Source organism: Serratia sp. BIGb0163, from assembly GCF_024809935.1.
GTDB lineage: Bacteria > Pseudomonadota > Gammaproteobacteria > Enterobacterales > Enterobacteriaceae > Serratia > Serratia quinivorans.
Genome location: NZ_JANUDZ010000001.1, coordinates 1,083,666 through 1,106,070, shown reverse-complemented (window position 1 = coordinate 1,106,070; position 22,405 = coordinate 1,083,666). Strand labels below are relative to the sequence as shown.

The 22,405-nt window shown below is 55.4% G+C and carries 26 protein-coding genes; 16 read left to right on the top strand and 10 right to left on the bottom strand.

Going from position 1 to position 22,405, the window contains the following annotated elements:
* Positions 1–2: 2 nt before the first annotated feature.
* Positions 3–896: a helix-turn-helix domain-containing protein gene (locus M2406_RS05470; protein ID WP_012144969.1), complete on the bottom strand. Its 894-nt coding sequence runs from the start codon at positions 894–896 to the stop codon at positions 3–5.
* A 381-nt stretch (positions 897–1,277) separates the two neighbouring features.
* Here M2406_RS05470 and rsxD point away from each other — a divergent pair, with 381 nt between their 5' ends.
* From rsxD to dtpA, 6 genes are all read left to right on the top strand, one after another.
* Positions 1,278–2,363 (top strand): electron transport complex subunit RsxD, encoded by a 1,086-nt coding sequence (gene rsxD, locus M2406_RS05465; RefSeq protein ID WP_259189091.1) that lies wholly within the window; start codon positions 1,278–1,280, stop codon positions 2,361–2,363.
* A 9-nt stretch (positions 2,364–2,372) separates the two neighbouring features.
* Positions 2,373–3,002, top strand: coding sequence for an electron transport complex subunit RsxG (gene rsxG, locus M2406_RS05460; RefSeq protein WP_259189941.1), 630 nt, complete (start codon positions 2,373–2,375; stop codon positions 3,000–3,002).
* A complete protein-coding gene (locus tag M2406_RS05455) occupies positions 2,999–3,697 on the top strand; it encodes an electron transport complex subunit E (RefSeq protein ID WP_259189089.1) in 699 nt (232 codons plus the stop codon). Before rsxG ends, M2406_RS05455 begins: the two co-directional genes overlap by 4 nt.
* Positions 3,697–4,338 (top strand): endonuclease III, encoded by a 642-nt coding sequence (nth, locus tag M2406_RS05450; RefSeq protein ID WP_012144965.1) that lies wholly within the window; start codon positions 3,697–3,699, stop codon positions 4,336–4,338. Before M2406_RS05455 ends, nth begins: the two co-directional genes overlap by 1 nt.
* 5 nt (positions 4,339–4,343) lie before the next feature.
* Positions 4,344–4,715, top strand: coding sequence for a hypothetical protein (locus M2406_RS05445; RefSeq protein WP_259189087.1), 372 nt, complete (start codon positions 4,344–4,346; stop codon positions 4,713–4,715).
* Between the two features lie 224 nt (positions 4,716–4,939).
* Positions 4,940–6,460: a dipeptide/tripeptide permease DtpA gene (gene dtpA, locus M2406_RS05440; RefSeq protein ID WP_012144964.1), complete on the top strand. Its 1,521-nt coding sequence runs from the start codon at positions 4,940–4,942 to the stop codon at positions 6,458–6,460.
* Positions 6,461–6,529: 69 nt separating this feature from the next.
* Here dtpA and M2406_RS05435 read toward each other — a convergent pair whose 3' ends face one another.
* Both M2406_RS05435 and M2406_RS05430 read right to left on the bottom strand, forming a co-directional pair.
* Positions 6,530–8,620 carry a prolyl oligopeptidase family protein gene (locus M2406_RS05435; RefSeq protein ID WP_259189081.1) on the bottom strand — a complete coding sequence of 697 codons (2,091 nt, stop codon included), beginning with the start codon at positions 8,618–8,620 and terminating at the stop codon, positions 6,530–6,532.
* A 164-nt stretch (positions 8,621–8,784) separates the two neighbouring features.
* Complete coding sequence (locus M2406_RS05430) at positions 8,785–9,348, bottom strand: helix-turn-helix domain-containing protein (protein WP_218217725.1); 564 nt, start codon at positions 9,346–9,348, stop codon at positions 8,785–8,787.
* Between the two features lie 113 nt (positions 9,349–9,461).
* Between M2406_RS05430 and M2406_RS05425 the strand changes: the two genes are divergently transcribed.
* From M2406_RS05425 to M2406_RS05415, 3 genes are all read left to right on the top strand, one after another.
* The gene (locus M2406_RS05425; protein ID WP_259189080.1) at positions 9,462–10,655 is read left to right on the top strand and encodes a benzoate/H(+) symporter BenE family transporter; all 1,194 of its coding nucleotides are present in this window, start codon (positions 9,462–9,464) and stop codon (positions 10,653–10,655) included.
* Positions 10,656–10,772: 117 nt separating this feature from the next.
* The gene (locus tag M2406_RS05420; RefSeq protein WP_218217726.1) at positions 10,773–11,252 is read left to right on the top strand and encodes an MEKHLA domain-containing protein; all 480 of its coding nucleotides are present in this window, start codon (positions 10,773–10,775) and stop codon (positions 11,250–11,252) included.
* A gap of 47 nt (positions 11,253–11,299) precedes the next feature.
* Complete coding sequence (locus M2406_RS05415) at positions 11,300–11,800, top strand: cupin domain-containing protein (RefSeq protein ID WP_012144959.1); 501 nt, start codon at positions 11,300–11,302, stop codon at positions 11,798–11,800.
* Here the strand turns inward: M2406_RS05415 and M2406_RS05410 are convergent.
* Positions 11,765–12,619 carry an aminoglycoside phosphotransferase family protein gene (locus M2406_RS05410; RefSeq protein WP_012144958.1) on the bottom strand — a complete coding sequence of 285 codons (855 nt, stop codon included), beginning with the start codon at positions 12,617–12,619 and terminating at the stop codon, positions 11,765–11,767. The two genes, M2406_RS05415 and M2406_RS05410, sit on opposite strands and share 36 nt — an antisense overlap.
* Positions 12,620–12,762: 143 nt before the next feature.
* On the opposite strand from M2406_RS05410, the gene M2406_RS05405 reads away from it, so the two are divergent.
* Positions 12,763–13,140 carry a RidA family protein gene (locus M2406_RS05405; RefSeq protein ID WP_017892687.1) on the top strand — a complete coding sequence of 126 codons (378 nt, stop codon included), beginning with the start codon at positions 12,763–12,765 and terminating at the stop codon, positions 13,138–13,140.
* 111 nt (positions 13,141–13,251) lie between these two features.
* Positions 13,252–13,521: a hypothetical protein gene (locus M2406_RS05400; RefSeq protein WP_026142356.1), complete on the top strand. Its 270-nt coding sequence runs from the start codon at positions 13,252–13,254 to the stop codon at positions 13,519–13,521.
* On the opposite strand, the gene M2406_RS05395 is transcribed toward M2406_RS05400, so the two are convergent.
* Entirely contained in the window at positions 13,518–13,913 is a 396-nt protein-coding gene (locus tag M2406_RS05395; protein WP_115184774.1) for a nuclear transport factor 2 family protein, read from the bottom strand. The genes M2406_RS05400 and M2406_RS05395 overlap by 4 nt on opposite strands.
* Positions 13,914–14,146: 233 nt before the next feature.
* Here M2406_RS05395 and M2406_RS05390 point away from each other — a divergent pair, with 233 nt between their 5' ends.
* From M2406_RS05390 to gstA, 4 genes are all read left to right on the top strand, one after another.
* On the top strand, positions 14,147–14,812 hold the full coding sequence (locus M2406_RS05390) for an HD domain-containing protein (RefSeq protein ID WP_259189071.1): 666 nt from the start codon (positions 14,147–14,149) through the stop codon (positions 14,810–14,812).
* Positions 14,813–14,914: 102 nt separating this feature from the next.
* Complete coding sequence (locus M2406_RS05385; protein ID WP_012144954.1) at positions 14,915–15,181, top strand: DUF3811 domain-containing protein; 267 nt, start codon at positions 14,915–14,917, stop codon at positions 15,179–15,181.
* 204 nt (positions 15,182–15,385) lie between these two features.
* Positions 15,386–16,270 (top strand): 4-hydroxy-tetrahydrodipicolinate synthase, encoded by an 885-nt coding sequence (gene dapA, locus M2406_RS05380; RefSeq protein WP_017892683.1) that lies wholly within the window; start codon positions 15,386–15,388, stop codon positions 16,268–16,270.
* A gap of 92 nt (positions 16,271–16,362) precedes the next feature.
* On the top strand, positions 16,363–16,968 hold the full coding sequence (gene gstA / locus M2406_RS05375) for a glutathione transferase GstA (RefSeq protein WP_017892682.1): 606 nt from the start codon (positions 16,363–16,365) through the stop codon (positions 16,966–16,968).
* 49 nt (positions 16,969–17,017) lie between these two features.
* Here the strand turns inward: gstA and pdxY are convergent, their stop codons facing one another.
* The 5 genes from pdxY to anmK all read right to left on the bottom strand — a co-directional run bounded on the left by pdxY (position 17,018) and on the right by anmK (position 21,568).
* Positions 17,018–17,878, bottom strand: a complete 861-nt coding sequence (gene pdxY / locus M2406_RS05370; RefSeq protein ID WP_259189069.1) for a pyridoxal kinase PdxY — start codon at positions 17,876–17,878, stop codon at positions 17,018–17,020.
* A gap of 65 nt (positions 17,879–17,943) precedes the next feature.
* Complete coding sequence (gene tyrS, locus M2406_RS05365; protein WP_012144950.1) at positions 17,944–19,218, bottom strand: tyrosine--tRNA ligase; 1,275 nt, start codon at positions 19,216–19,218, stop codon at positions 17,944–17,946.
* Positions 19,219–19,357: 139 nt separating this feature from the next.
* The gene (gene pdxH / locus M2406_RS05360; RefSeq protein WP_012144949.1) at positions 19,358–20,011 is read right to left on the bottom strand and encodes a pyridoxamine 5'-phosphate oxidase; all 654 of its coding nucleotides are present in this window, start codon (positions 20,009–20,011) and stop codon (positions 19,358–19,360) included.
* A gap of 87 nt (positions 20,012–20,098) precedes the next feature.
* A complete protein-coding gene (locus M2406_RS05355; protein WP_017892676.1) occupies positions 20,099–20,401 on the bottom strand; it encodes an MliC family protein in 303 nt (100 codons plus the stop codon).
* Between the two features lie 45 nt (positions 20,402–20,446).
* Entirely contained in the window at positions 20,447–21,568 is a 1,122-nt protein-coding gene (gene anmK / locus M2406_RS05350; RefSeq protein WP_012144947.1) for an anhydro-N-acetylmuramic acid kinase, read from the bottom strand.
* Between the two features lie 367 nt (positions 21,569–21,935).
* Here anmK and M2406_RS05345 point away from each other — a divergent pair, with 367 nt between their 5' ends.
* The gene (locus tag M2406_RS05345; protein WP_026142354.1) at positions 21,936–22,400 is read left to right on the top strand and encodes a glycine zipper 2TM domain-containing protein; all 465 of its coding nucleotides are present in this window, start codon (positions 21,936–21,938) and stop codon (positions 22,398–22,400) included.
* Positions 22,401–22,405: the final 5 nt, after the last annotated feature.

Here is a 22,405-nt window from a genome sequence, read left to right as displayed (position 1 = left end):
TTTTAATCGATAGAAATCAGATAGGTATAATCAACGTCAATCTGGCGCATCTTGGAATCCAGACTCCTCGCCTTAGTTTGAATAATCTCCATCTCCACGCTCCCCTTCACCTCATGGCGCAACCCTGGCATCACGTGGGTAATCAGATAAGCGAAAAATTTTGTACACTCCATGGCGCTTCCCTGATGGTTGATAGAGATATATTCGCGCCCGACAATAGGGATGGTGTCGATATGGTGGCCCGACAAAATATCCTGTTTGTTCTCAGGATCCACCGCCATGATGTGGGTAGCCGAATATTGGCTGTCATCCGTGCTGCGGACGGAATGGATGCTGTACACCCGATGGCAGTCCACACTCAGACCACGGAAGAAGTCGGTAAAAATCTCGTCCTTCATCGCCATACAGGACGAATGTTCGATCTCCGTTTCCGAAGAGAAATCCAACTGCCGCGAGAACCCCACCAGTTGCATGTTCGGCAGCGTCAGGCGCTTCACCTCAGGGTAAAAATCGGCCGCAAAATCGGCGTCGAAACTAAAACGCGGCATCAGGTTCTTCACGTCCCAATGTTCCATCGAGCGGTAACGATTGGGGGTGGTTTCGAAGCGCTGTTTGAACATACGGGTAAAGGTTTGCTGCGAGTCGAAGCCCAGTTCGTCTGATATATCGATGATGGAACGGTGGGTAATGCGTAACGCCACCGCAGCGCGCGTCAGAATGCGTGAACGGATATAGGTGGCGAGTTGAATGCCGGTGATGCGTTTGAACTTGCGTTGCAGGTGCCATTTGGAATAGCCGGAAATGCGCGCGACTTCGTCCAGGTTTGGCCGTTTCTCCAGATGTATCTCAACCCACTCAATTAACTCTTCAATAAAAAATACATCTTCATTTGTCATTAATTTACATTCACTAACTCAATAATACTCGGGATAATAACCCACATAGATTATGTAAAAGTTGTTATTTTGTGCGAAAAAACGAACCAAAAAAAACCATATCAATCCAGAGGTTATTGCCTGCTGCCGGCCATAAATACCGGCAGTTTCGATCTTGCACTACCAATCTAGCCCGATTATATAACCAACAAAAATCCGATCGCGCCATAGGTCGGAGAAATTTAGGATTACATCCAGTGCTAAAAGGCTAATAGCCCTACAATTAAGACGTATTACCCTCCGGGTGATTCAGGTAGAATGCAGCGCTATAATTTTTCCTGCGTCTCCGCTGAGAGGCGCGTTGAACCTGCCGATGTCCGGCAAAGATAGGTGTAGTTCTCTATGAAGTTCAGGCCGGTACAACCCACAGCCAGCAAAGGCTTGCACATCGCCAGTTCCCCCTTCACCCATAACCAGCAAAGCACCAGCCGTATCATGCTGTGGGTGATGTTGGCCTGCATTCCCGGTATCGCTGCGCAGGTATGGTTTTTTGGCTATGGCACGCTGGTCCAGACCGCACTGGCGATGATCGTCGCCCTGCTGGCGGAAGGGATCATCCTTTCTCTGCGCAAATTGCCGGTGCGCACCCGGCTGGCGGATAACTCGGCCCTGCTGACCGCCCTGTTGCTGGGCATCAGTCTGCCGCCACTGGCCCCCTGGTGGATGATTGTCATCGGCACCTTCTTCGCCATCGTTATTGCCAAACAGCTGTATGGCGGCCTCGGGCAGAATCCGTTCAATCCGGCCATGGTCGGTTATGTGGTGTTGCTGATCGCCTTCCCGGTTCAGATGACCAGTTGGTTACCGCCGGATGAACTGCGGGCTACCGCGCTGTCGTTCCAGGATACCCTGTTGGCTATTTTCAGCGGCCACACAACGCAGGGCGCCACCATCCATGAACTGCAAATGGGTATTGACGGCATCAGCCAGGCCACCCCGTTCGACGGTTTCAAAACCGGCCTGCGCAGCGGTCATAGCGTTGAGCAGGTGCTGCAACAGCCGCTGTTCGGTGGCGCATTGGCCGGTATCGGCTGGCAATGGGTTAATCTCGGTTTCCTGGCCGGTGGCCTGTTTATGCTGGGTCGTCGTCTGATCCACTGGCAGATCCCCTTCAGCATGCTGGCGGCCATCGCCCTGTGTTCCGGTTTGGCCTGGTGGCTTGACCCGGCGCAGCAGGCCTCGCCGCTGATCCACCTGTTCTCCGGTGCCAGCATGCTGGGCGCATTCTTTATTGCTACCGACCCGGTCAGTGCCTCCACCACGCCGAAAGGCCGCCTGATTTACGGCGCATTGGTGGGCGTGCTGGTGTGGCTGATTCGCGTTTACGGCGGTTATCCGGACGGCGTAGCCTTTGCGGTGTTGCTGGCCAACATTACCGTCCCACTGATCGACCACTACACGCAGCCGCGCGTGTACGGTCACCGCTAAGGAGCCATGATGCTAAATTCAATGAGAAAGCATGGCACCACATTGGCGGTGTTTGCCGCTGTGACCACCGGCCTGACTGCGGTGGTCCACAGCCTGACGCAGAACACCATCGCCCACCAGGCCGCACTGCAGCAAAAGGCGCTGCTTGATCAGGTGGTGCCGCCAGAACATTACGACAACAATATGCAGACCGAGTGTTTCCTGGTCAGCAACCCGGCGTTGGGCAACGATGCGCCACATCGCCTGTATCTGGCGCGTAAAAATGGCCAACCCACCGCCGCTGCACTGGAAACCACCGCGCCGGACGGTTATTCCGGCGCCATTCAATTGCTGGTCGGCGCCGATTTCAACGGTACCGTGCTGGGTACCCGGGTGGTGGCACACCATGAAACCCCTGGCCTCGGCGATAAAATCGAACTGCGTATATCGAACTGGATCTCGTTTTTCAGCGGTAAAAAAATTGATGGCCCGGACGATAAACATTGGGCGGTGAAGAAAGACGGCGGTATGTTCGATCAGTTCACCGGCGCCACCATCACGCCGCGTGCGGTGGTCAATGCCGTTCGACGCACGGCGTTGTATATGGAAACGCTGCCGCCTAAACTTGATAGCTTACCTGCCTGTGGAGCCAGCGAATGAGTGAAGCCAAAGATCTGATTGTCCAGGGGACATGGAAGAACAACTCCGCGCTGGTGCAATTGTTGGGGATGTGCCCGCTGCTGGCCGTGACCTCTACCGTCACCAACGCCCTCGGGCTGGGGCTGGCGACCACGCTGGTGTTGATACTGACCAACACCTCGATATCCGCAGTACGCCGCTGGGTGCCGAATGAAGTCCGTATCCCGATTTACGTAATGATCATCGCTGCGGCGGTGAGCATTGTGCAAATGCTGATCAACGCCTATGCCTTCGGCCTTTATCAGTCGTTGGGGATATTTATCCCGCTGATCGTCACCAACTGTATCGTGGTTGGCCGCGCCGAAGCGGTAGCCTCAAAAAAACCGGTCGGTCTGTCCGCACTGGACGGCCTGGCGATTGGCCTGGGGGCTACCGGCGTGATGGTGACGCTGGGTGCGATGCGTGAGCTGCTGGGTAACGGTACCCTGTTCGACGGTGCCGATATGCTGCTGGGCAGTTGGGCCAAGGTACTGCGGATTGAGGTGGTTCACTTCGACAGCCCGTTCCTGCTGGCGATGCTGCCGCCGGGGGCCTTCATTGGTCTGGGCCTGTTGTTGGCGGTAAAATACCTGATTGACGAAAAAATGAAGGCGCGCACGGCCAAGGCATTATTGGCCGAACCGGCGCAGGGACAAGGACAGGCAGAAAAAGCGTAATGAATAAGCAGAAACGGCTGGAAATTCTTACCCGACTACGCGACAACGATCCGCATCCGACCACCGAGCTGGTGTACACCACGCCGTTTGAGCTGCTGATTGCCGTGCTGCTGTCCGCTCAGGCGACCGACGTCAGCGTCAACAAGGCCACCGCCAAGCTTTATCCGGTGGCCAACACGCCGGCCGCCATGCTGGCTCTGGGCGTCGACGGCGTTAAAGGCTACATCAAGACCATCGGCCTGTTTAACAGCAAGGCCGAAAACGTGATCAAAACCTGCCGCATGCTGCTGGAGTTGCACGCAGGTGAGGTGCCGGAAGACCGTGCGGCGCTGGAGGCCTTGCCCGGCGTCGGTCGCAAGACCGCCAACGTGGTGCTTAATACCGCCTTTGGCTGGCCGACCATTGCCGTCGATACCCATATCTTCCGCGTTTGTAACCGCACTAATTTCGCGCCGGGCAAAAATGTCGATCTGGTTGAAGAGAAGCTGCTGAAGGTCGTACCGGCCGAATTCAAGGTTGATTGCCACCACTGGTTTATCCTGCACGGGCGCTATACCTGCATCGCACGAAAACCCCGCTGCGGCTCCTGCATGATTGAAGACCTGTGCGAGTTTAAAGAGAAAGTTTATCCCGACGCCTGATTGCCATGGGCGCAACCTGGCGCCCCTCTCTCAGCCCCGCCACTGACCTATTTTTTATCGGAAATGTGATATCAAGCAGCAGTAACCTTGGTGTTCTCACGGATTTTAGTGAAAAACTCACTTCCCGCTTATTTTCAAGCGGAAAATTAGTCAAATATTGCGGCAAGTCTCACGTTTTGACGATCACATTGTCGTCACAACCGCCAGCCCTGTTTTCTCAAATTTCTATAATTTTACAAAACCCGCCATATGCACAACATTCCAATGGATTATTCACCCCACCTATTGATATGAACCATAAAAAGCCGATGCAGCAGAATATATCCCTGTTTGAATTCCGTATAGCTTTTAATCAAAACAAAAACTCGGCAAAGTAAATAAAGTTGAAAGTTAATGCTGCATAACATTTGCAACATGGTCGTTTCACTTCGCGAGCGTTATATGTAACAGGATATGACAAACGTATTGCCTCGTTGACAAAGATAGTGAACATTAACCGCCGTCATCCCATCCTATAACAACGCAGAAGGATGCAGTCCTGCATCACCTTTTGCAATTTCCCGTCTTTCTGAGTCGGGGCAGTGAAAAATCAGAGGTACCAGTGTCAACAGCAAACAACAACAGCGAACACCCTGAAAGCGTTAGTCTCAATGCCTTCAAACAGCCCAAGGCGTTTTACCTGATCTTCTCTATTGAGCTCTGGGAACGTTTTGGTTATTACGGTCTGCAAGGCATCATGGCGGTTTATCTGGTCAAGATGCTGGGCCTGAGCGAAGCCGACTCGATCACCCTGTTCTCCTCCTTCAGCGCGCTGGTCTATGGCTTCGTTGCCATCGGTGGCTGGCTTGGGGATAAAGTACTGGGCTCCAAGCGCGTGATCGTGCTGGGTGCGCTGGTGCTGGCCGTCGGCTATGCCATGGTGGCTTACTCCGGCCATGAGATCTTCTGGGTATACCTGGGTATGGCGACCATCGCCGTGGGCAGTGGCCTGTTCAAGGCTAACCCGTCCTCCCTGCTGTCAACCTGCTACGAGAAAGACGATCCGCGTTTGGACGGTGCATTCACCATGTACTATATGTCCGTCAATATCGGTTCTTTCCTGTCCATGCTGGCCACGCCGTGGTTGGCGGCCAAATATGGCTGGAGCGTCGCGTTCTCTCTGAGCGTCGTCGGCATGCTGATCACCCTGGTCAACTTTATGGTGTGTCACAAGTGGGTGAAACAACACGGTTCCAAGCCTGACTTTAAACCGCTGCAGGTTAAAAAACTGCTGATGGTGCTGGTGGGCGTGGTGGCGCTGGTCGCACTTTCAAGCTGGCTGCTGCATAACCAGATCATCGCTCGCTGGGCGCTGGCGATTGTTTCCATCGGTATCGTGATTGTGTTCGCCAAAGAAACCTTTGCGCTGCACGGCGCGGCACGTCGCAAGATGATCGTTGCCTTCCTGTTGATGCTGGAAGCCGTCGTGTTCTTCGTACTGTACAGCCAGATGCCAACCTCGTTGAACTTCTTCGCCATCCACAACGTTGAGCACAACATTCTCGGTCTGGCGTTTGAACCCGAACAGTATCAGGCACTGAACCCGTTCTGGATCATGCTGGCCAGCCCGATTCTGGCGGCGCTGTATAACAAGATGGGCGACCGTCTGCCGATGCCGCACAAGTTCGCCTTCGGTATGATCCTGTGCTCCGGCGCCTTCCTGGTGTTGCCGTGGGGCGCCAGCTTCGCCAATGAACAGGGTATCGTTTCGGTGAACTGGCTGATCCTGAGCTATGCGCTGCAGAGTATCGGCGAACTGATGATCTCCGGCCTGGGCCTGGCGATGGTCGCGCAGTTGGTACCACAACGTCTGATGGGCTTTATCATGGGTTCCTGGTTCCTGACCACCGCCGCCGCCGCGCTGATTGCCGGTAAAGTGGCAGGTCTGACCGCCGTGCCTGGCGACGTCAACGATGCGCACGCTTCACTGGCTATCTACAGCCACGTGTTTATGCAAATCGGTATCGCTACCGCCGTGATCGCCATCCTGATGATGCTGACCGCGCCGAAGCTGCATCGCATGACGCTGGACACCGCAGAAGATACCGAGAAGAAAGCTCAGGCGGCCGCTATCACCAACTGATTGCTGACAACGGATTCAGACAGGTAAAAGAAAGCCGGGGCATTAATTTGCCCCGGCTTTTTTATGTCATCAGGCTGTGGATTTTGCGCTCAAATTGTCCCACATAAACTCACTGACCAGTGCACCGTGGAATGCGGCCTGTTTCTTGTCCGCCGCGGCACTGTGCCCGCCTTCGGTATTCTCATAGAAATAGGCCTGCGGATACCCCATCTGCTGCATGCGTGCCGCCATTTTACGGGCGTGCGACGGGTTGACCCGATCGTCACTGGTGGCGGTGTAAAACAGCACCGGCGGGTAGGACACTCCGGCTTTGATATTGTGATACGGCGAGAAGGTTTTGATGTAGGCCCATTCTTCCGCCTTGCTCGGGTCGCCATATTCGGCAATCCAGGAGGCACCGGCGGAAAGCTGGGTATAGCGCTGCATATCCAGCAACGGCACTTCACAGACGATGCAGCCGAAAAGTTGCGGGTACAGCGTCAGCATATTGCCCACCAGCAATCCACCGTTACTGCCACCCCGTGCGCCCAGATGTTGTGACGATGTCACTTTTCGTGCGATCAAATCTTCAGCCACGGCGGCAAAGTCCTCATAGGCGCGATGCCGGTTTTGCTTTAACGCCGCCTGATGCCAGGCCGGGCCATACTCGCCACCGCCACGAATATTCGCCACCACGTACACCCCACCGCGTTCCAGCCAGGCCGGGGCCTTAGCTCCCATGTAGCCCGGCAAGAGCGACACTTCGAACCCGCCATAGCCATACAGCAAGGTTGGGTTACTGCCATCAAGCTTGATGCCCTTGGCTGAAATTTGGAAATACGGCACGCGCGTGCCGTCTTTAGACTCGGTGAAATGCTGGCTGACCTGATAACCGCTGGCATCAAAGTCCTGTGGCCCCTGCTTGAGCAGTTCCGCCTCACCGCCGTCGAGATTGCCCAGATACAGCGAAGTCGGTTGTAGGAATCCGCTGATCGTCAGGAAATAGTCGTTGGTTTCGTCATCGACCCCACCGGCGGAAATAGTGCTGATCGCCCCTGGCTTGCCCAGCGGCTTGCGCTGCCAGGTTTTGCCCTGCGGTGTCAGGACTTCCAACCGGTTGACCACGTTGTCCATGATGCTGAGGATCAGGTGGTCGCGAGTACCACTGTAACCGCTCAGCGCCGCCTGCGCGGTCGGGGCAAATAACACCGTTAGCTCACGTTTGCCCGCCAGATAATCATCAAAATGGGCCGCCAACAGCGAACCCGAAGGATAGCGCGCTCCGCCCACTTCCCAGTCGCTGCTCGGTTTAATCAATATCCACTCGCGGTGCGTGCTGAATTCGGCGTCGGCGGGAATGTCGATTTTGACCTGTTGATCCTGCTGATTAAGCAGATAGGTATCACGGCGGTAGAAGTCCAGACTGCGGCCCACGTAGTTGCGTTCAAACCCCGGCGTCTGGTCGTGATAAGCGAACACCGTCATATCCTGCGGTTGCGCTTCATACAAGGTCTGGGCGGCGCTCAGTGGCGTACCCCGCCGCCAGCGTTTGGCAATACGCGCATAGCCGGACTGAGTCATTGATCCTGCGCCGAAATCAGTGGCGATAAACAGCGTGTCTTTATCAATCCACGAGGCCTGGCTTTTCGCTACCGGCAGCACAAAGCCGTCTTTGACAAACTCTTTGTTGACCAGATCAAACTCACGAATTTCGGTGGCGTCACCGCCGTCCGGCGACAGTTCCAGCAGGCAATAGCGATACTCCGGCGCTAACGACTGCGAGCCGTGGAATACCCAGTCTTTGCCCTCGGCCTTGCCTAACGCATCGATATCCAACACCGTTTCCCAGGCTGGCTTGGCCTTGCGATACTCTTGCAGCGTAGTGCGTCGCCATAAGCCACGCGGATTGGTTTGATCCTGCCAGAAGTTGTAATAGTAATCGCCGCGCTTGGCGACCCACGGAATTTGGCTCTCTTTATTGAGAATATCCAGCACCTGTTTTTCCACCCGTTGGAAGCCTTCGCCCTGGGCGAAACGCGCGGTGGTACGCTGGTTTTCCTGTTTAATCCACGCCTGTACGGCCTTGCCCTGCAGCTGTTCCAGCCATAAAAATTCATCGGTGGAGCTGGCGCCATTTTCTGCCGCCATCGCCAGGCGGATACTGCTCGGTAATGAAGTCATCGCGAATACGGCTCCTGCGGTTTGTGCGCCGAGTTTAAGAAACTGGCGTCGGTTGCGGTGGGTAATAGGCAAACTCAAGCTCCCTTTGACGGTTAATAAGAATCATTTTCAACAAAGTAGGCGTTTGGCGAAGCCGAGTCAAAGCCTGCGCCCATGCCGTTGAGTCAAAATTTAGGATAATGGATAAGATCGTGAATGCGCACCGTCTGTTGACTGTCATTGCGATAGGCATGTGGCCTGTCGGCCTGAAAACGCATCGCCTCACCGCAGGTCAAGTGATGCCATTGGCCGTCAACCGCCAGTTCCAGTTCACCGCTGATGACAATCACGTGCTCAATTACTCCGGCCTCGTGGGCCGAAGATTCGCTGAGCGCGCCTGGCGCCAGATCGATAACGAACATGTCAAAACCCAGTTGCCTGTCGAATGGAAACAGCGGCACTACCCGCATATCGGCGTTGCCTTGATTGAACACCGGAGCATCGCCGTAGCGATGTAACGTGGCTTGCTGTTGCAGCGGCGAAATCTCCAAAAAGGCGGAAAAGGCCACGTTAAAGCCGGTGGCGATTTTCCATAAGGTTGCCACCGTCGGGCTCGATTCCCCCCGTTCGATCTGCCCCAGCATCGCCTTGCTGACGCCGGTGCTTTCAGCCGCCTGCGCCAGACTCCAGCCGCGCTGGCTGCGTAGAGAACGAAGCGTTTGGGCCAAATGGCCAGACAGTTCCTGCATGTTTTTCTCCCCTGATATTGCGGCTGATTATAGCCACTTGTGCGCTATAACGCACGGTGCTATGCTCGCCGCTTATCGTGCGTTATAACGCACAACCTTTACCGGAGTGAACCATGCGCCCTGCCATCTCTCTGCGTCATCTGTCTCTGCCTGCCGTTATGGCCGGGTTTGTTGCGGTATTGGTCGGCTACACCAGTTCGGCGGCCATTATCTTCCAGGCGGCTGCCGCTGCCGGTGCTACCCCCTTGCAGATCGGCGGCTGGCTGAGCATGTTGGGGCTGGGGATGGGCATTACCTCGCTCGGGCTTTCGCTGTATTACCGCACGCCGATCCTGACCGCCTGGTCAACCCCCGGCGCAGCGCTGCTGGTCACCAGCCTGCCCGGCACGCCGATTAACGAAGCGATTGGCGTATTTATCTTTGCCTCAGGGCTGATCCTGCTGTGCGGCGTAACCGGGCTGTTCGCCCGGCTGATGGATTATATTCCGCAGGATATTTCGGCGGCGATGTTGGCGGGGATTTTGCTGCGTTTTGGCCTGGATGCGTTTGCCTCGCTACAGGTCAATTTCGCACTCAGCGCCGGAATGGGACTGGTGTATCTGGTGACGCGGCGTTATCTGCCGCGTTATGCCATTGTACTGACGCTGCTGACCGGGCTGGCGATTGCGGCGCTGCAGGGCAACATTCATCTTTCACCACAACCGCTGGCATTCGCCATGCCGGAATTCATTACGCCGCATTTTAGCTGGTCGACACTGCTGGGGATTGGCGTGCCGTTCTTCGTGGTCACCATGGCGTCACAAAATGCCCCCGGTATTGCCACGCTAAAGGCGGCCGGCTACAGCGTGCCCACTTCGCCACTGATTAGCTGGACCGCGTTGACCGCGCTGCTGCTGGCCCCCTTTGGTGGATTCTCGGTGTGTATTGCCGCCATTACTGCCGCCATTTGTATGGGGCCAGACGTACACCCCAATCCACAGCGCCGCTATATGGCTGCCGTCGCCGCCGGGGTGTTTTATCTGTTGGCCGGCCTGTTTGGCGGCGTTATCAGTATGTTGTTCAGCGCATTGCCCGTGGCCCTGATCCACACCATTGCCGGGCTGGCCCTGCTGGGCACCATCGCCGGCAGTTTGCAACGCGCGCTGCAGGATGAAAAGCAACGCGACGCCGCGCTGATCGCCTTTTTGATCACTGCATCCGGCGTGACGCTGCTCGGCGTCGGCTCGGCATTTTGGGGGATTATTGGCGGCGCAATCGCCCATATCATCCTGTCGTTACCGCAACGCGCCAGCCGTTCAGGGGACTAACCAGCAAGTCGGGCTATAAATCGATCCCACCCGGCAATTTCTCCCCCCTTTGGCGATCTTCTGCTTAACTGAGAGAGGGACGAATGTTGCCCTCCAGGGATCGTTAAGGGAGTTTCTATGCCATCTTCAGCGCAGATTGACCTGATTCAACGGATAGACGCCGCATACCGCCACTGGACAGGTGACGGATTGCCCGGCCCGCAGGCCGCAGTCGGCGAACGCTTGGCCTGGCTGCATCAACAGGCTCCCTACAGCCTGCTGGCCCACACCGGCGGCGGCGATCCGGTGTTTATTTATGCCAATCACTGCGCACAACAATGCTTTGGCTATTCCTTTGATGAGTTTATCGCGCTGCCTTCCCGGTTAAGCGCTTCTCCGGCAGACCGCGCGGAGCGTCAGCAATTGCTGGACAAGGTCACTGAGCAAGGTATTGCACAGGGATATCGCGGGCTGCGGGTCGATAAATTCGGCGACACCTTCACCATTTATGACTGCGAGGTGTGGCAGATCCCAGACGGAGGCCAGGCCGCACTGTTCTGGCCACAGCCGAAACGCCGACCGGGCTGGTATGGCCAGCAGGAACATGCAAATCGATAATGGTCGGGACGCGTCATTGATTAAGTTACATTGTCACGAGATAACCTATGAATGAACAAGCCACGCTGTTAGCTCAGCGTTTGATCCGTAATTTCGAACAGGTTGAAAAAACGCACGACGCACGCCCGCCACTGTACGACAGCCTTGGTGCGCGTTTGGGTACCGGCACCGCCGCCGGTAAGCTGGGTGCCTCTATCGACGTAGTGGCACCGGGCATGCGTTCCTGCCCTTATCACTTCCACTATGCGCAGGAAGAAATGTTTATCGTGCTGGAGGGAACCGGTACCTTGCGGGTTGCCGGAGAACAACTGCCGATCAAAAGCGGTGACGTGATTTTTATCCCACCGGGGCCGGAATATCCGCATCAGATCATCAATACGTCGCAAGCGCCGTTGAAATATCTTTCCATCAGTACCCGCGAACAGCCCGAACTGGTGGAGTATCCGGACTCAGGCAAGTTCCAGGCGACGGCGCTGCGTGAAGGTAAAGCGGTGCGCTATGTGCAACGCCCCTCAGCCTCGCTCGATTACTGGCAAGATGAACCCTGAGTCCCCTTCCGGGAGCGAAAGCCCCAACGCACGGGCGGCCTGTTCTGCGACGCGAAAATCGATATCCGCCGCCTCGCCGTCTTCCATAAACCAGGCCGCGGACAATCCGGCCCAGGCGAGGATCCACCGCAGCAGCCGCTGGCGATCCAGTCCGGCCAACCGGCAGACCTGCTCGACCCGACAAAGAAAAATGTCGGGATCGGTGGCGATACCGTAGTTGGGATTGCAGAAGATATTGGCGTAATCGAAAGCACGCTCGCCATACAAACGTTTAGGATCGATCGCCAACCAACCGCGCTCAGCGAAGTCCAGCACGTTATCATGATGAATATCGCCGTGCAGCACCGTCTGTTCGCGCGGGCTGGTCAGTAACTCAGCCGCCACGCTGGCACTAAGACGCAACATGCCGCCATGCGCCTGCGCCGCCGGCCACAGTGAGTTGAACCACTGGTCCAGGGGAATAAGCTCCGGCAAAGGCTCGGCACGCGGCGCATGCAGGCGGGCAACCACCTGGCACAAAATCGCCGTGGCCTGTCGATCTTCGCCATCACGTACCATCTGCGCCAGCGAGAGGCGGCCTTGCGCACGCTCCAGCAAAATGCCGTCGTCATGCCAGGCCAGCACTCGAGCAGCACCATCGCCCTGCCACCAGCACATCAATAACCCGCCGAACTTCTCTTCCTGTTCACGGGCAATTTTCAACATGGCGGCGGCCCCCTGATAGCGTACCGGCATCAGCAGGCTGCTGTGAGTTTCAAATGCCTGACCGTCGGGCTGCAACTGCCAGCGTTGCATATAGGGAATTAAGGCCTGATTCATTACCTTGAAAGGTCCTTCACAGTTATAAATAAATGTTAGTGATATTATTAAAAAACAATAAATCTCTGCGTACTTCCGATGTTCGTCTCACTATCCTAACCAAGTTTGTATATTTTTTTAATTAATCTCTCGGGGTTTTTACCATGACATCATTGAAGCGCATTAATTATCCGCAATTACCGACGCCGGGCGGGCCCTATGTCCATGCTGTGTGCCATGGCAATACGCTGTACATTTCCGGCCTGACGGCATTTGCCACCGAAGCGCAAGGGCAAACCACGCAACAACAGACGCAGGCCATTCTGGAGCAGTTGGCGACCATCACCGCCGACGAGGGAACGAATCTAAAAGCGCTGATTAAAATCACGGTCTTCTTAACCGATATCGGCGATCTGCCGGCCCTGCGGCCGGTACTGTTTGATTATTTTGATGGGGCGCTGCCGGCCTGTTCGCTGGTTGCGGTCAGCGCACTGTTCTCACCGCTGGTCAGCGTGGAGATCGAGGCCGTAGTGGCATTATGAGATTGGGGCTACAGCCCCCGATGAAAACCGACCCGGCGCACGTTTGTCTTTTCCACCTTCGGGAAACTTCTGCTAATTTACCACTAAGAAATTTATTACCGACGAGACGTTATGCAGCAAAAGCCGGTTATGCACGAAGCCAGACAGTTAAAGCGCCTCAACGCCGCCACGCGACGGCAATCCCATATGTATAAATGGATTGCCTTTATCGCCGCGACGGACGCAGTGCTGGTGTATTTTTATGACCGGGATATGCGCAACATTACCTTTTCAGGCGCCGTCGCGCTGGTATGCGGCTATTTGTGGATCCGCGATCGCAACAAGGCGCGCGGATACCGACGGGAGTACGATCGCAAATTTGGCAAACACAGCGGCCTTTAGCCCTGCATGGCCTCCAGCACTTTTGCACTGTCAACAATTTGCACAAACTTGATGATTTTCCCGGCGCGCAGCTGATAAATATGCGCAAAGGATGCGGTAAATGATTTGCCGGTCGCGCCATAGGTGCCATGGTAGAAGCCCTGGGCAATCACGTTTTCACCGGCATCATAAAAATGGTCGACATCGGCGCGGTAGCCCTGCCATTCCGTTCCCAGACGTTGATGAACATTTTTGAAGATCGCCTGCGGGCCAATGTAGGTGCCGGCATAAGGAAAGCCTGCGGCTTCGGTCCACTCCGCGTCGGGCGCTAGTGCCGCCAACAGGTTACGACCATTCTCTTCGGCACTGCCGCCTTCATAGGTAGCGCGTACAATTTCAAGATTCGTTGGCATGGGGTTTCTCCGATAGCATTAGCAGGATATTCCGGTCACACCCCGCAGACACAGGCTTACACCAAGCGGGAATGACCGGAACAAGGCTATTGTAAGTTGCTTATTCCGGCACAAAAACCGTGATTATGGCAATAGTCTATTGCAGTACAGTAAACAATCTTTTTACCGCGCCGTCATAACGGCCTCATCGACGGCTGTTATGATTTTAGGTTTCCACCCATAAGGAGCATAGCGTGCATTTTTCAACCCTGGCGCAAGCATTGTTGCAGCCGTTTTCACCGCATCAGGAATTGGCCCAGGCCCTGTTGCCCCTGACACTCGATTCCGATGATGGCTCACATGACGTGGCTCATTTACACCGGGTGTGGAAAAATACTCGCAGTATCAGTCAGCAAGAAGGCGGTGACCGTCGCATTCTCTGTGCGGCCGTACTGTTGCATGACTGCGTGGCGGTGGAAAAAAACTCGCCACAGCGCCACCTGGCTTCACGCCTGGCGGCGGAAAAAGCCACCCTGACGTTGACGCAACTGGGCTGGGAGCCGCAGGACATCGCCAAAACCGCCCATGCTATCGAGGCTCACAGTTTCTCCGCCGCCATTACCCCGGAAACGCTGGAGGCCAAAATTCTTCAGGACGCTGACCGCCTGGACGCCATCGGCATGATTGGCGTGGCGCGCTGTTTCTATATTGGCGGGCGCATGCGCAGCGCGCTGTACGACGCTGCCGATCCGCTGGCGCAGCAACGCCAATATGACGATAAGCGTTTTTGTCTGGATCACTTCGAAACCAAACTGTTCAAGCTGCAGGAAGGCTTCCAAACCGCTACCGGCAAGAAAATGGCGCGGGAGCGCACAGACCGCATGCGGCGTTTTCTCAGCGAGTTGCAGGAAGAAATGTGACAGGTTGCTTCACCCTACCCGGCATTTCCGTTACGGCATCGGCATCTTCGGGCCTCTAATTGCTGTACACTGGCTGCCATCTTCACTGACCAGGCTATAACGATGAAAAAACTGACGCTGAAAGACATGACGGAAAGCGAACAACGTGAAGTAAAAACCGAGCTGGACAAGGCACGTAAAAACCTCGGCAGAGCATTAACCAACGCCGAAAATAACAAGATCAAGGACGAAGTGGTGGCGCGAATTACCGCCGCCCGCGCGAAAATTGAAAAAGCTACCCGCGCCGAGCGTAAAGCCAACCGTATTCAACCCACTGGCGAAACTTTCAACTGGACAGCCTCTATCAACAGCACTCGCCGTCCGCGTTAATCCCCCTCGAAAACCCTGCCAAGGCGGGGTTTTTTATTTCCTCCTTTTTATTAGCCAAACTCATCCGTGCCGCTTAATCATGATTAACCCTGTTATCAAGCGGTTGTAAATTGACAGCCTCATGCAGAATATTCATTATCAGCGCATCGTCCCTCGCTTGTTTTCTTATCTGGCTTCTTATTGCTCGTACTGAAGGAACTTATTATGGCCTCATTTTCCGGTATTTGGGTGGCGCTGGTTACCCCATTTAATCATCATGCAGTCGACCTGCCGGCCACCCAACGGCTGGCTCAGCATCTTATTGCCTCCGGCGTCGATGGACTGGTGGTCTGCGGCACTACCGGTGAGGCGGCCGCGTTAAGCCAGGACGAACAATTGGCGGTGCTCGACGCAGTGCTGGCCGTCACTCCGGCTCATCAGGTGGTGATGGGCCTGTCCGGTAATAACATGGTCGACACTTTGCAAATGCAGCAGGCCATCCAGCTGCGTGATATTGCCGGCGTATTGATCCCGGCCCCCTATTATATTCGCCCATCGCAATGCGGCCTGGTGGACTACTTTACCCAGCTTGCCGACGCCTCAAGCGTGCCGGTGATCCTGTATAACATTCCGCAACGCACCGGTATTACGATTGAACTGGCCACCCTGCGTCAGATCGCACGTCATCCACGGGTAAAAGCGATTAAGGAATGCAGCGGTAATCCTGACACCATGATGGCGCTGATTAATGACGGTGAAATCGACGTGCTGACCGGTGAGGATAACCTGATCCTGACTACGCTGTGCCTGGGTGGCACCGGTGCAATCTCGGCTTCCGCGCACATTCATCCAGAGCGCTTTGTACAACTGGTGCAACAGGTCGCAGAAGGCGATTTGATTGCCGCCCGCGCCAATTTCTATGCCCTGCTGCCGATGATCCACCAGATGTTCAGCTTCCCTAACCCGGCGCCGGTAAAAGCCGCACTGGCGCAGCAAGGGCTGATCCGCAATGAACTGCGTTCACCAATGCAAGCCGTGCCGCAAGCGTTGCAGCAGCAAATTGCCGCTACCCTGGCGCAGTTGCAACCGCAAGCCGCACTGATAAGTTAAATTTGTCGATTAAGGCGCTGTAATTTTGACGTTATAGGACTAGGATCAGAGGTTAAGCATGCCTGTCACTCATCATTATCAAGGAGCTTTCGATGAAACTGTTCTATAAAGCCGGCGCCTGTTCTCTGTCCCCCCATATTGTATTGCGCGAAGCAGGCCTGGACTTCACCGCAGAAAAGGTCGATCTGGCGCTGAAAAAGACCGAAAGCGGTGCGGACTATCTGACCATCAACCCGAAAGGACAGGTCCCGGCGCTGCTGCTGGATGATGGCAGCCTGCTGACCGAAGGCGTGGCAATTGTGCAATATCTGGCGGATCGCGTGCCGGATCGCGCTCTGATCCCCGCAGCGGGTACGCTGTCGCGTTATCATGCCATTGAATGGCTGAACTATATTGCCACTGAGTTGCACAAGGGGTTCAGCCCGCTGTTTAACCCGAAAACGCCTGAAGAATACAAAACCATCGCGCGGGAAAAACTGGACAAGCAGTTCGACTATCTGGATTCGGTGCTGGCGAAGCAGCATTTCCTGTTGGGCAACAAGTTCAGCGTGGCTGATGCCTATTTGTTCACCATTCTGCGCTGGGCCATCGCCCTGCAGTTTGATATCAAAAAGCGCAGTCAGCTTTCGGCCTATTTTGATCGCGTGGCCGCGCGACCTGCGGTGGACGCAACGTTGAATGCGGAAGGCTTGAAATAATACCCACGCCCCGGCGGCGAGAATACGCCGGGGCGCTCTGCCGGCAGCGTTACAGCATTACCGCTTTAAACTCGCAGGCCGGCTGCACAATACGCTCCTGAGCCGCCACCACCTGCAACTCATACTCACCCATTGCCTGGGTCGTCAGCATCACTTCATACACCGCCGCCGTGACGTGCTCGAGTGCTTTGTCCAACGCCTCACCCTTGAGCAAATTAACCAGCAACAGACCACTGGTCAGATCGCCTACGCCCACCGGTTGACGCTCGCCGAAGTCTACCAGCGGACGGCTGATGTGCCAGGCCTGACTAGCCGTGACCAGCAGCATTTCGAAACAGTCGATATTATAACCGGCGCGGCTCAGATGCTTGACCAGCACCAGCTTCGGCCCTTTGGCAATCAGTTCGCGTGCGGCGCTTACCGCCTGTTCCACGTTGGTCACAGTACGCTGGCTCAGCAACTCCAGCTCCAGCAGATTGGGCGCAATCATGTCACTGCACGGCAACGCCTGCTGACAATGAAACTCCGCCACGCCCGGTGCCACGATGCAACCTTTTTCCGGATGACCCATCACCGGATCGCAGAAGTACCAGGCGTTCGGATTGGCCTGCTTAACCTGACGCACAATCTCAAGAATATGGTTACCCTGCTCCGGCGAACCGATATAACCGCTCAGCACCGCATCGCAGTGCTTGAGTTGATCTATATCCGCAATACCCTGGGCAATCTCGGTCAGATGGCTGGCCGGCATCACGCAACCGGTCCACTTGCCGTACTGAGTATGATTGGAAAATTGCACGGTGTTCAGCGACCAGACGTTAACGCCCATGCGGCGCATCGGAAACTCTGCCGCGCTGTTGCCTGCATGGCCAAACACCACATGGGATTGAATAGAAAGAATGTTTTTCATCAAAAACCTGCTCTGAGGCCTTAAAAATAAAGGGGCCGCTGAGGGCCCCTTTGCTGCAACTTTGTTTACTGCCAATCAACCAGGCAGTAATGTTTTTTGCCGCGGCGCAGCAGCGTGTAGCGACCGAACAGACGATCGGCATCGCTGAAGTTGTATTCGGCGTTGGACTGCTTCTCACCGTTGATGGTCACCGCATTGGAACCGATCATGGTGCGCGCCTGGCCGCGTGAAGGCACCAGTTCAGCGTTAACCAACGCCTGCTGCAGATCGGCGTCGCCATCGAGCTTGATGGTCGGCATGCCGTCCTGTGCCAACTGGGCGAAGTCCGCTTCGGTCATCTCGTGCAGCGCGCCAGAGAACAGGCTCTGGGTGATACGCTTGGCCGCAGCCAGACCTTCAGCACCGTGTACCATACCGGTCACTTCTTCTGCCAGAACATACTGGGCGCGTGGCGCTTTACCGCTGTTTTTGTCTTCTTCTTCCAGCGCGTTGATCTCGGCCAGATCCATAAAGGTGAAGAACTTCAGGAAGCGGTACACGTCGGCATCGGCGGTGTTGATCCAGAACTGGTAGAACTTGTACGGGCTGGTTTTTTCTGGTGCCAGCCAGACTGCGCCACCTTCGGTCTTGCCGAATTTGGTGCCGTCAGCCTTGGTGATCAAGGGCACGGTCAGGCCGAATACCTGTTGCTGGTGCATGCGACGGGTCAGGTCGATACCGGAGGTGATATTGCCCCACTGGTCGGAACCGCCGATCTGCAGTTCAACCTGATGACGGTTGTACAGCTCGGAGAAGTCGAAGCCCTGCAACAGGTTATAGGAGAACTCGGTGAAAGAAATACCCGAGTCGTCACGGTTCAGACGCTGCTTCACCGCTTCCTTGTTGATCATCTGGTTGACGGAGAAATGCTTGCCGATGTCACGCAGGAAGGTCAGCACGTTCATGCCGCCGAACCAATCGTAGTTGTTGGCGGCAATTGCGCTGTTGCTACCGCAGTCGAAATCGAGGAACGGAGAAACCTGTTTACGGATTTTATCCACCCACTCATTCACCGTTTCGGTGGTATTGAGCTTGCGCTCAGCCGCCTTGAAGCTCGGGTCACCGATAAGGCCGGTGGCACCGCCAACCAAGGCTACCGGCTTGTGGCCTGCGAGCTGGAAGCGCTTCAGGCACAACAGAGGAACCAGATGGCCCAAATGCAAGCTGTCAGCGGTCGGATCGAAACCGCAATACAGTGCAATTGGCCCTTGCGCCAGTCGCTCTGCTAACGCTTCTTCATCCGTAACCTGGGCAACGAGGCCCCGCTCTTGCAGTTGTTTAATCAAGTTGCTGCTTGCCATCAATGACTCCATGTATAAACGAATGCACCTTTGTCGGTACACGACCTTTCGCCCACTGGCGAAATATTAAATTCAGAATAACGCATAGAATAAAGCGCCGGCGACATCAGTGCCAGCGCTTAAGGGGGATTTTCACCGATCAGGGTGCCAGTCGGTCAATTTTCCAGTCATTCCCGTCCCGTTGATACAGGAAACGGTCATGCAGACGGTTGGCTCCGCCCTGCCAAAACTCGACGGAGTCGAAATTAACCCGGAATCCCCCCCAGAAACTCGGCAATGGCACTTCGCCCTGTTGGAATTTTTGCTTCAGTTCGAGGAATTTGCTCTCCAGCACGCCGCGCGCTGAAATACGCGATGACTGCTGCGAGACCCAGGCGCCGATCTGACTGTCCTTCGGCCGGCTGGCAAAGTATTTCATGACTTCGAACGTGGACAGGCGCTCCGCTTTACCCAGGAAAATGACCTGACGATCAAGCATGTGCCACGGGAACAACAGGCTGATGTGCGGGTTATTCGCCAGTTGCTGCGCCTTGCGGCTGCCCAGATTGGTGTAGAACACCAGCCCTTTGTCATCAAAATGCTTTAGCAACACAATGCGCTGGTAAGGTTGGCCGTTTTCATCCACCGTCGCCACACACATGGCGGTCGGATCCGCCAGGCGGGCGTCACAGGCCTGTTTCAGCCAATGTTCGAACAGTTCCAGGGGATTGGTGGTCAGATCGTTACGGCGCAGGCCGCCACGGGTATATTCGCGGCGCAGGTCCGCAACATCAAATTCATTATTTTCAATCATTCGGTTATCAACCAACTGAAAAATCGTGATTCTATTCTGCGCCTGCGGCGTCAGGATCTCAATCGCTCTGACGCCGCAACGACCGGATCAATTCGTCAGCGTACAGTCGCTCATAATCACTTTGCCATTACGCTCAAGATAGGCGTTTTGGCCCTTCGACCAAAAGGTGTACTTATCATCGCTGTATTTTGCACCGGACATGGCCAGTACCTGTTTCAGCTTCAGTTGCTCACCGTCCATCAGCAGGCTGACGGTGCTTTCCTTACCGTCCAGTGACACCGTCAACGGCGTGGTGCCGCACTGGTAATGCAAGGTTTGGCTGTTTTGCGGCAGAACATAGCTGCAGCCGGCCAGCACCAATGTGCCGGCGGCAATAATGATTTTTTTCATGCTGTTGCTCCTTAGGGAAATCCATCGATTTCTATCCTAACAGAGCTAACGGCCCCCCAAAGGCAAAACCGGATAAATCCCACCCAGCAGGGTTTCACAACTGGCACCGGTCACCGAAGGCAGATTGCCGGGCTGCCCGGACAGGGTGCGAAACGCCAACCAGGCGAAGGCCAGCGCCTCCATATCGTCGCCGCTAATGCCGAAATCATCCGTCAGGCACACCTCGGTTCCTGGCAACAACGCAGACATTCGTGCCATCAGCAACATATTCCGTGCCCCACCGCCGCAAACCAGCAGACGTTCACAGCCGCCCGCCAACTGAACCTGTTCGCAAATGGTGACCGCCGTCAGTTCCGTCAACGTGGTTTGCACATCAACCGGGCTGACTGCCGCCAGACCCGCGAGCTGACGCTCCAGCCAGGCCGCGTTGAAATATTCACGCCCGGTGCTTTTCGGTGCCGGTAGCGAGAAGTAAGGATCGGCCAGCATCTGTTGCAACAGCGGCAAGCAAACGCGCCCCGCCATCGCCCAGCCACCATCCTTATCGTAAGGCTGTGATTGATGACGCCATATCCAGGCATCCATCAGCATATTGCCCGGCCCGGTATCAAAGCCACGCACCGCAGCCCCCGGCAACAGCATCGACAGATTGGCTATGCCGCCGATATTCAGCACCATGCGGCGCTCTACCGGGTGCGACAGCAGTGCCTGATGGAAAGCCGGTACCAACGGAGCTCCCTGACCGCCGTAGGCCATATCACGTCGGCGAAAATCGCCAACGGTGGTGATATTGGTCAGTGCGGCAATGCGATTATTGTCGCCCAACTGCATAGAAAAACGCGCATCCCCTTCGGGTTCATGCCAAACCGTCTGGCCATGACAACCAATGGCGGTAATGTCGTGCGCAGCCACACCGGTTTGCTTCAGCAAGCCCAGTACCGCCTCGCCAAACAGCGTGCCAAGCTGCGCATCCAGCCGTCCAACCGCAGAAAGCGTGGTCTGCTGGCCCTGGCACATTCCGAGAATATCCTGCTTCAGTTGGAGCGGCATCGGATGGCTGTAACTGGCCTGTTGCGCCACCATACGTCCGTCAATCGCAGCAAGCACCACATCGACCCCATCCAGACTGGTGCCAGACATAACACCTATATAGCGGCCTGACTTCATAGCGACATCCTTTACCCTTTACGGGGAAGCAAAATTTTGACCTGACAAATAAACCAGAATTGCCACATTAACGCCATGAAATATGTTGTATTTTTTCACCTCTGTGAGCGATGCGCCTGTTTTTAACCCATGCCGAATATTGATAAGTACGGCTAAACAGCGCTTCAACACGCAATGGAATTTCTTCCAACGCTGTTATAAAGCTAAACCACCGTTTATTATTGGTTGAACAGAACAAAGCTAAGCTGCGTGCAGTAGCGGGTTATGGTGATATGCGTGCGTTTAAGCCATACTTTGTCTATCATTTTTATGAATCTGGCCTGGTAAGGTTTCCCAGGTTATGGACTACTACCAACAGGAGTTTTATATGATCAAGCGTCTTCTCGTCGTTGCCATCGCCGCAGTTACGCTGGCAGGGTGCGCCAATGATTCTATGTCCGGCGACGTTTATTCCGCTTCGCAGGCCAAACAGGTGCAAACCGTGACTTACGGCACGCTGGTTTCTGTGCGCCCGGTCAAGATCCAGGGTAGTGAAACATCGAACACCATTGGTGCCATCGGCGGTGCCGTGCTGGGTGGTTTCCTCGGTAACACCGTTGGCGGCGGCACAGGCCGTAGCCTGGCGACGGCAGCCGGCGCTGTAGCAGGTGGCGTAGCAGGTAACAGCATCGGTGAAGCTGCCGGTCGTACTTCAGGCTATGAGCTGGAAATCAAGACCGACCAGAAAGAGAATATCGTGGTGGTTCAGAAGGCGGGCGACACCAAGTTCAGCCCAGGGCAACGCGTTCGTATGGCTCGCACTGGCGACACCATCACCGTGTCCCCACTGTAAGCTGA

Excerpts from the sequence above, each read along its gene's own strand:
- M2406_RS05455 (WP_259189089.1), top strand. The coding sequence starts at position 2,999 with ATGAGTGAAGCCAAAGATCTGATTGTCCAGGGGACATGGAAGAACAAC.
- tyrS (WP_012144950.1), bottom strand. The coding sequence starts at position 19,218 with ATGGCAAGCAGCAACTTGATTAAACAACTGCAAGAGCGGGGCCTCGTT.
- M2406_RS05470 (WP_012144969.1), bottom strand. The coding sequence starts at position 896 with ATGACAAATGAAGATGTATTTTTTATTGAAGAGTTAATTGAGTGGGTT.
- rsxD (WP_259189091.1), top strand. The coding sequence starts at position 1,278 with ATGAAGTTCAGGCCGGTACAACCCACAGCCAGCAAAGGCTTGCACATC.
- pdxY (WP_259189069.1), bottom strand. The coding sequence starts at position 17,878 with ATGAAAAACATTCTTTCTATTCAATCCCATGTGGTGTTTGGCCATGCA.
- dapA (WP_017892683.1), top strand. The coding sequence starts at position 15,386 with ATGGCCTCATTTTCCGGTATTTGGGTGGCGCTGGTTACCCCATTTAAT.
- M2406_RS05405 (WP_017892687.1), top strand. The coding sequence starts at position 12,763 with ATGACATCATTGAAGCGCATTAATTATCCGCAATTACCGACGCCGGGC.
- pdxH (WP_012144949.1), bottom strand. The coding sequence starts at position 20,011 with ATGATTGAAAATAATGAATTTGATGTTGCGGACCTGCGCCGCGAATAT.
- M2406_RS05400 (WP_026142356.1), top strand. The coding sequence starts at position 13,252 with ATGCAGCAAAAGCCGGTTATGCACGAAGCCAGACAGTTAAAGCGCCTC.
- rsxG (WP_259189941.1), top strand. The coding sequence starts at position 2,373 with ATGCTAAATTCAATGAGAAAGCATGGCACCACATTGGCGGTGTTTGCC.
- M2406_RS05355 (WP_017892676.1), bottom strand. The coding sequence starts at position 20,401 with ATGAAAAAAATCATTATTGCCGCCGGCACATTGGTGCTGGCCGGCTGC.
- M2406_RS05420 (WP_218217726.1), top strand. The coding sequence starts at position 10,773 with ATGCCATCTTCAGCGCAGATTGACCTGATTCAACGGATAGACGCCGCA.
- M2406_RS05345 (WP_026142354.1), top strand. The coding sequence starts at position 21,936 with ATGATCAAGCGTCTTCTCGTCGTTGCCATCGCCGCAGTTACGCTGGCA.
- M2406_RS05430 (WP_218217725.1), bottom strand. The coding sequence starts at position 9,348 with ATGCAGGAACTGTCTGGCCATTTGGCCCAAACGCTTCGTTCTCTACGC.
- gstA (WP_017892682.1), top strand. The coding sequence starts at position 16,363 with ATGAAACTGTTCTATAAAGCCGGCGCCTGTTCTCTGTCCCCCCATATT.
- M2406_RS05435 (WP_259189081.1), bottom strand. The coding sequence starts at position 8,620 with ATGACTTCATTACCGAGCAGTATCCGCCTGGCGATGGCGGCAGAAAAT.
- M2406_RS05395 (WP_115184774.1), bottom strand. The coding sequence starts at position 13,913 with ATGCCAACGAATCTTGAAATTGTACGCGCTACCTATGAAGGCGGCAGT.
- M2406_RS05410 (WP_012144958.1), bottom strand. The coding sequence starts at position 12,619 with ATGAATCAGGCCTTAATTCCCTATATGCAACGCTGGCAGTTGCAGCCC.
- anmK (WP_012144947.1), bottom strand. The coding sequence starts at position 21,568 with ATGAAGTCAGGCCGCTATATAGGTGTTATGTCTGGCACCAGTCTGGAT.
- M2406_RS05385 (WP_012144954.1), top strand. The coding sequence starts at position 14,915 with ATGAAAAAACTGACGCTGAAAGACATGACGGAAAGCGAACAACGTGAA.
- M2406_RS05425 (WP_259189080.1), top strand. The coding sequence starts at position 9,462 with ATGCGCCCTGCCATCTCTCTGCGTCATCTGTCTCTGCCTGCCGTTATG.
- M2406_RS05445 (WP_259189087.1), top strand. The coding sequence starts at position 4,344 with ATGGGCGCAACCTGGCGCCCCTCTCTCAGCCCCGCCACTGACCTATTT.
- nth (WP_012144965.1), top strand. The coding sequence starts at position 3,697 with ATGAATAAGCAGAAACGGCTGGAAATTCTTACCCGACTACGCGACAAC.
- M2406_RS05415 (WP_012144959.1), top strand. The coding sequence starts at position 11,300 with ATGAATGAACAAGCCACGCTGTTAGCTCAGCGTTTGATCCGTAATTTC.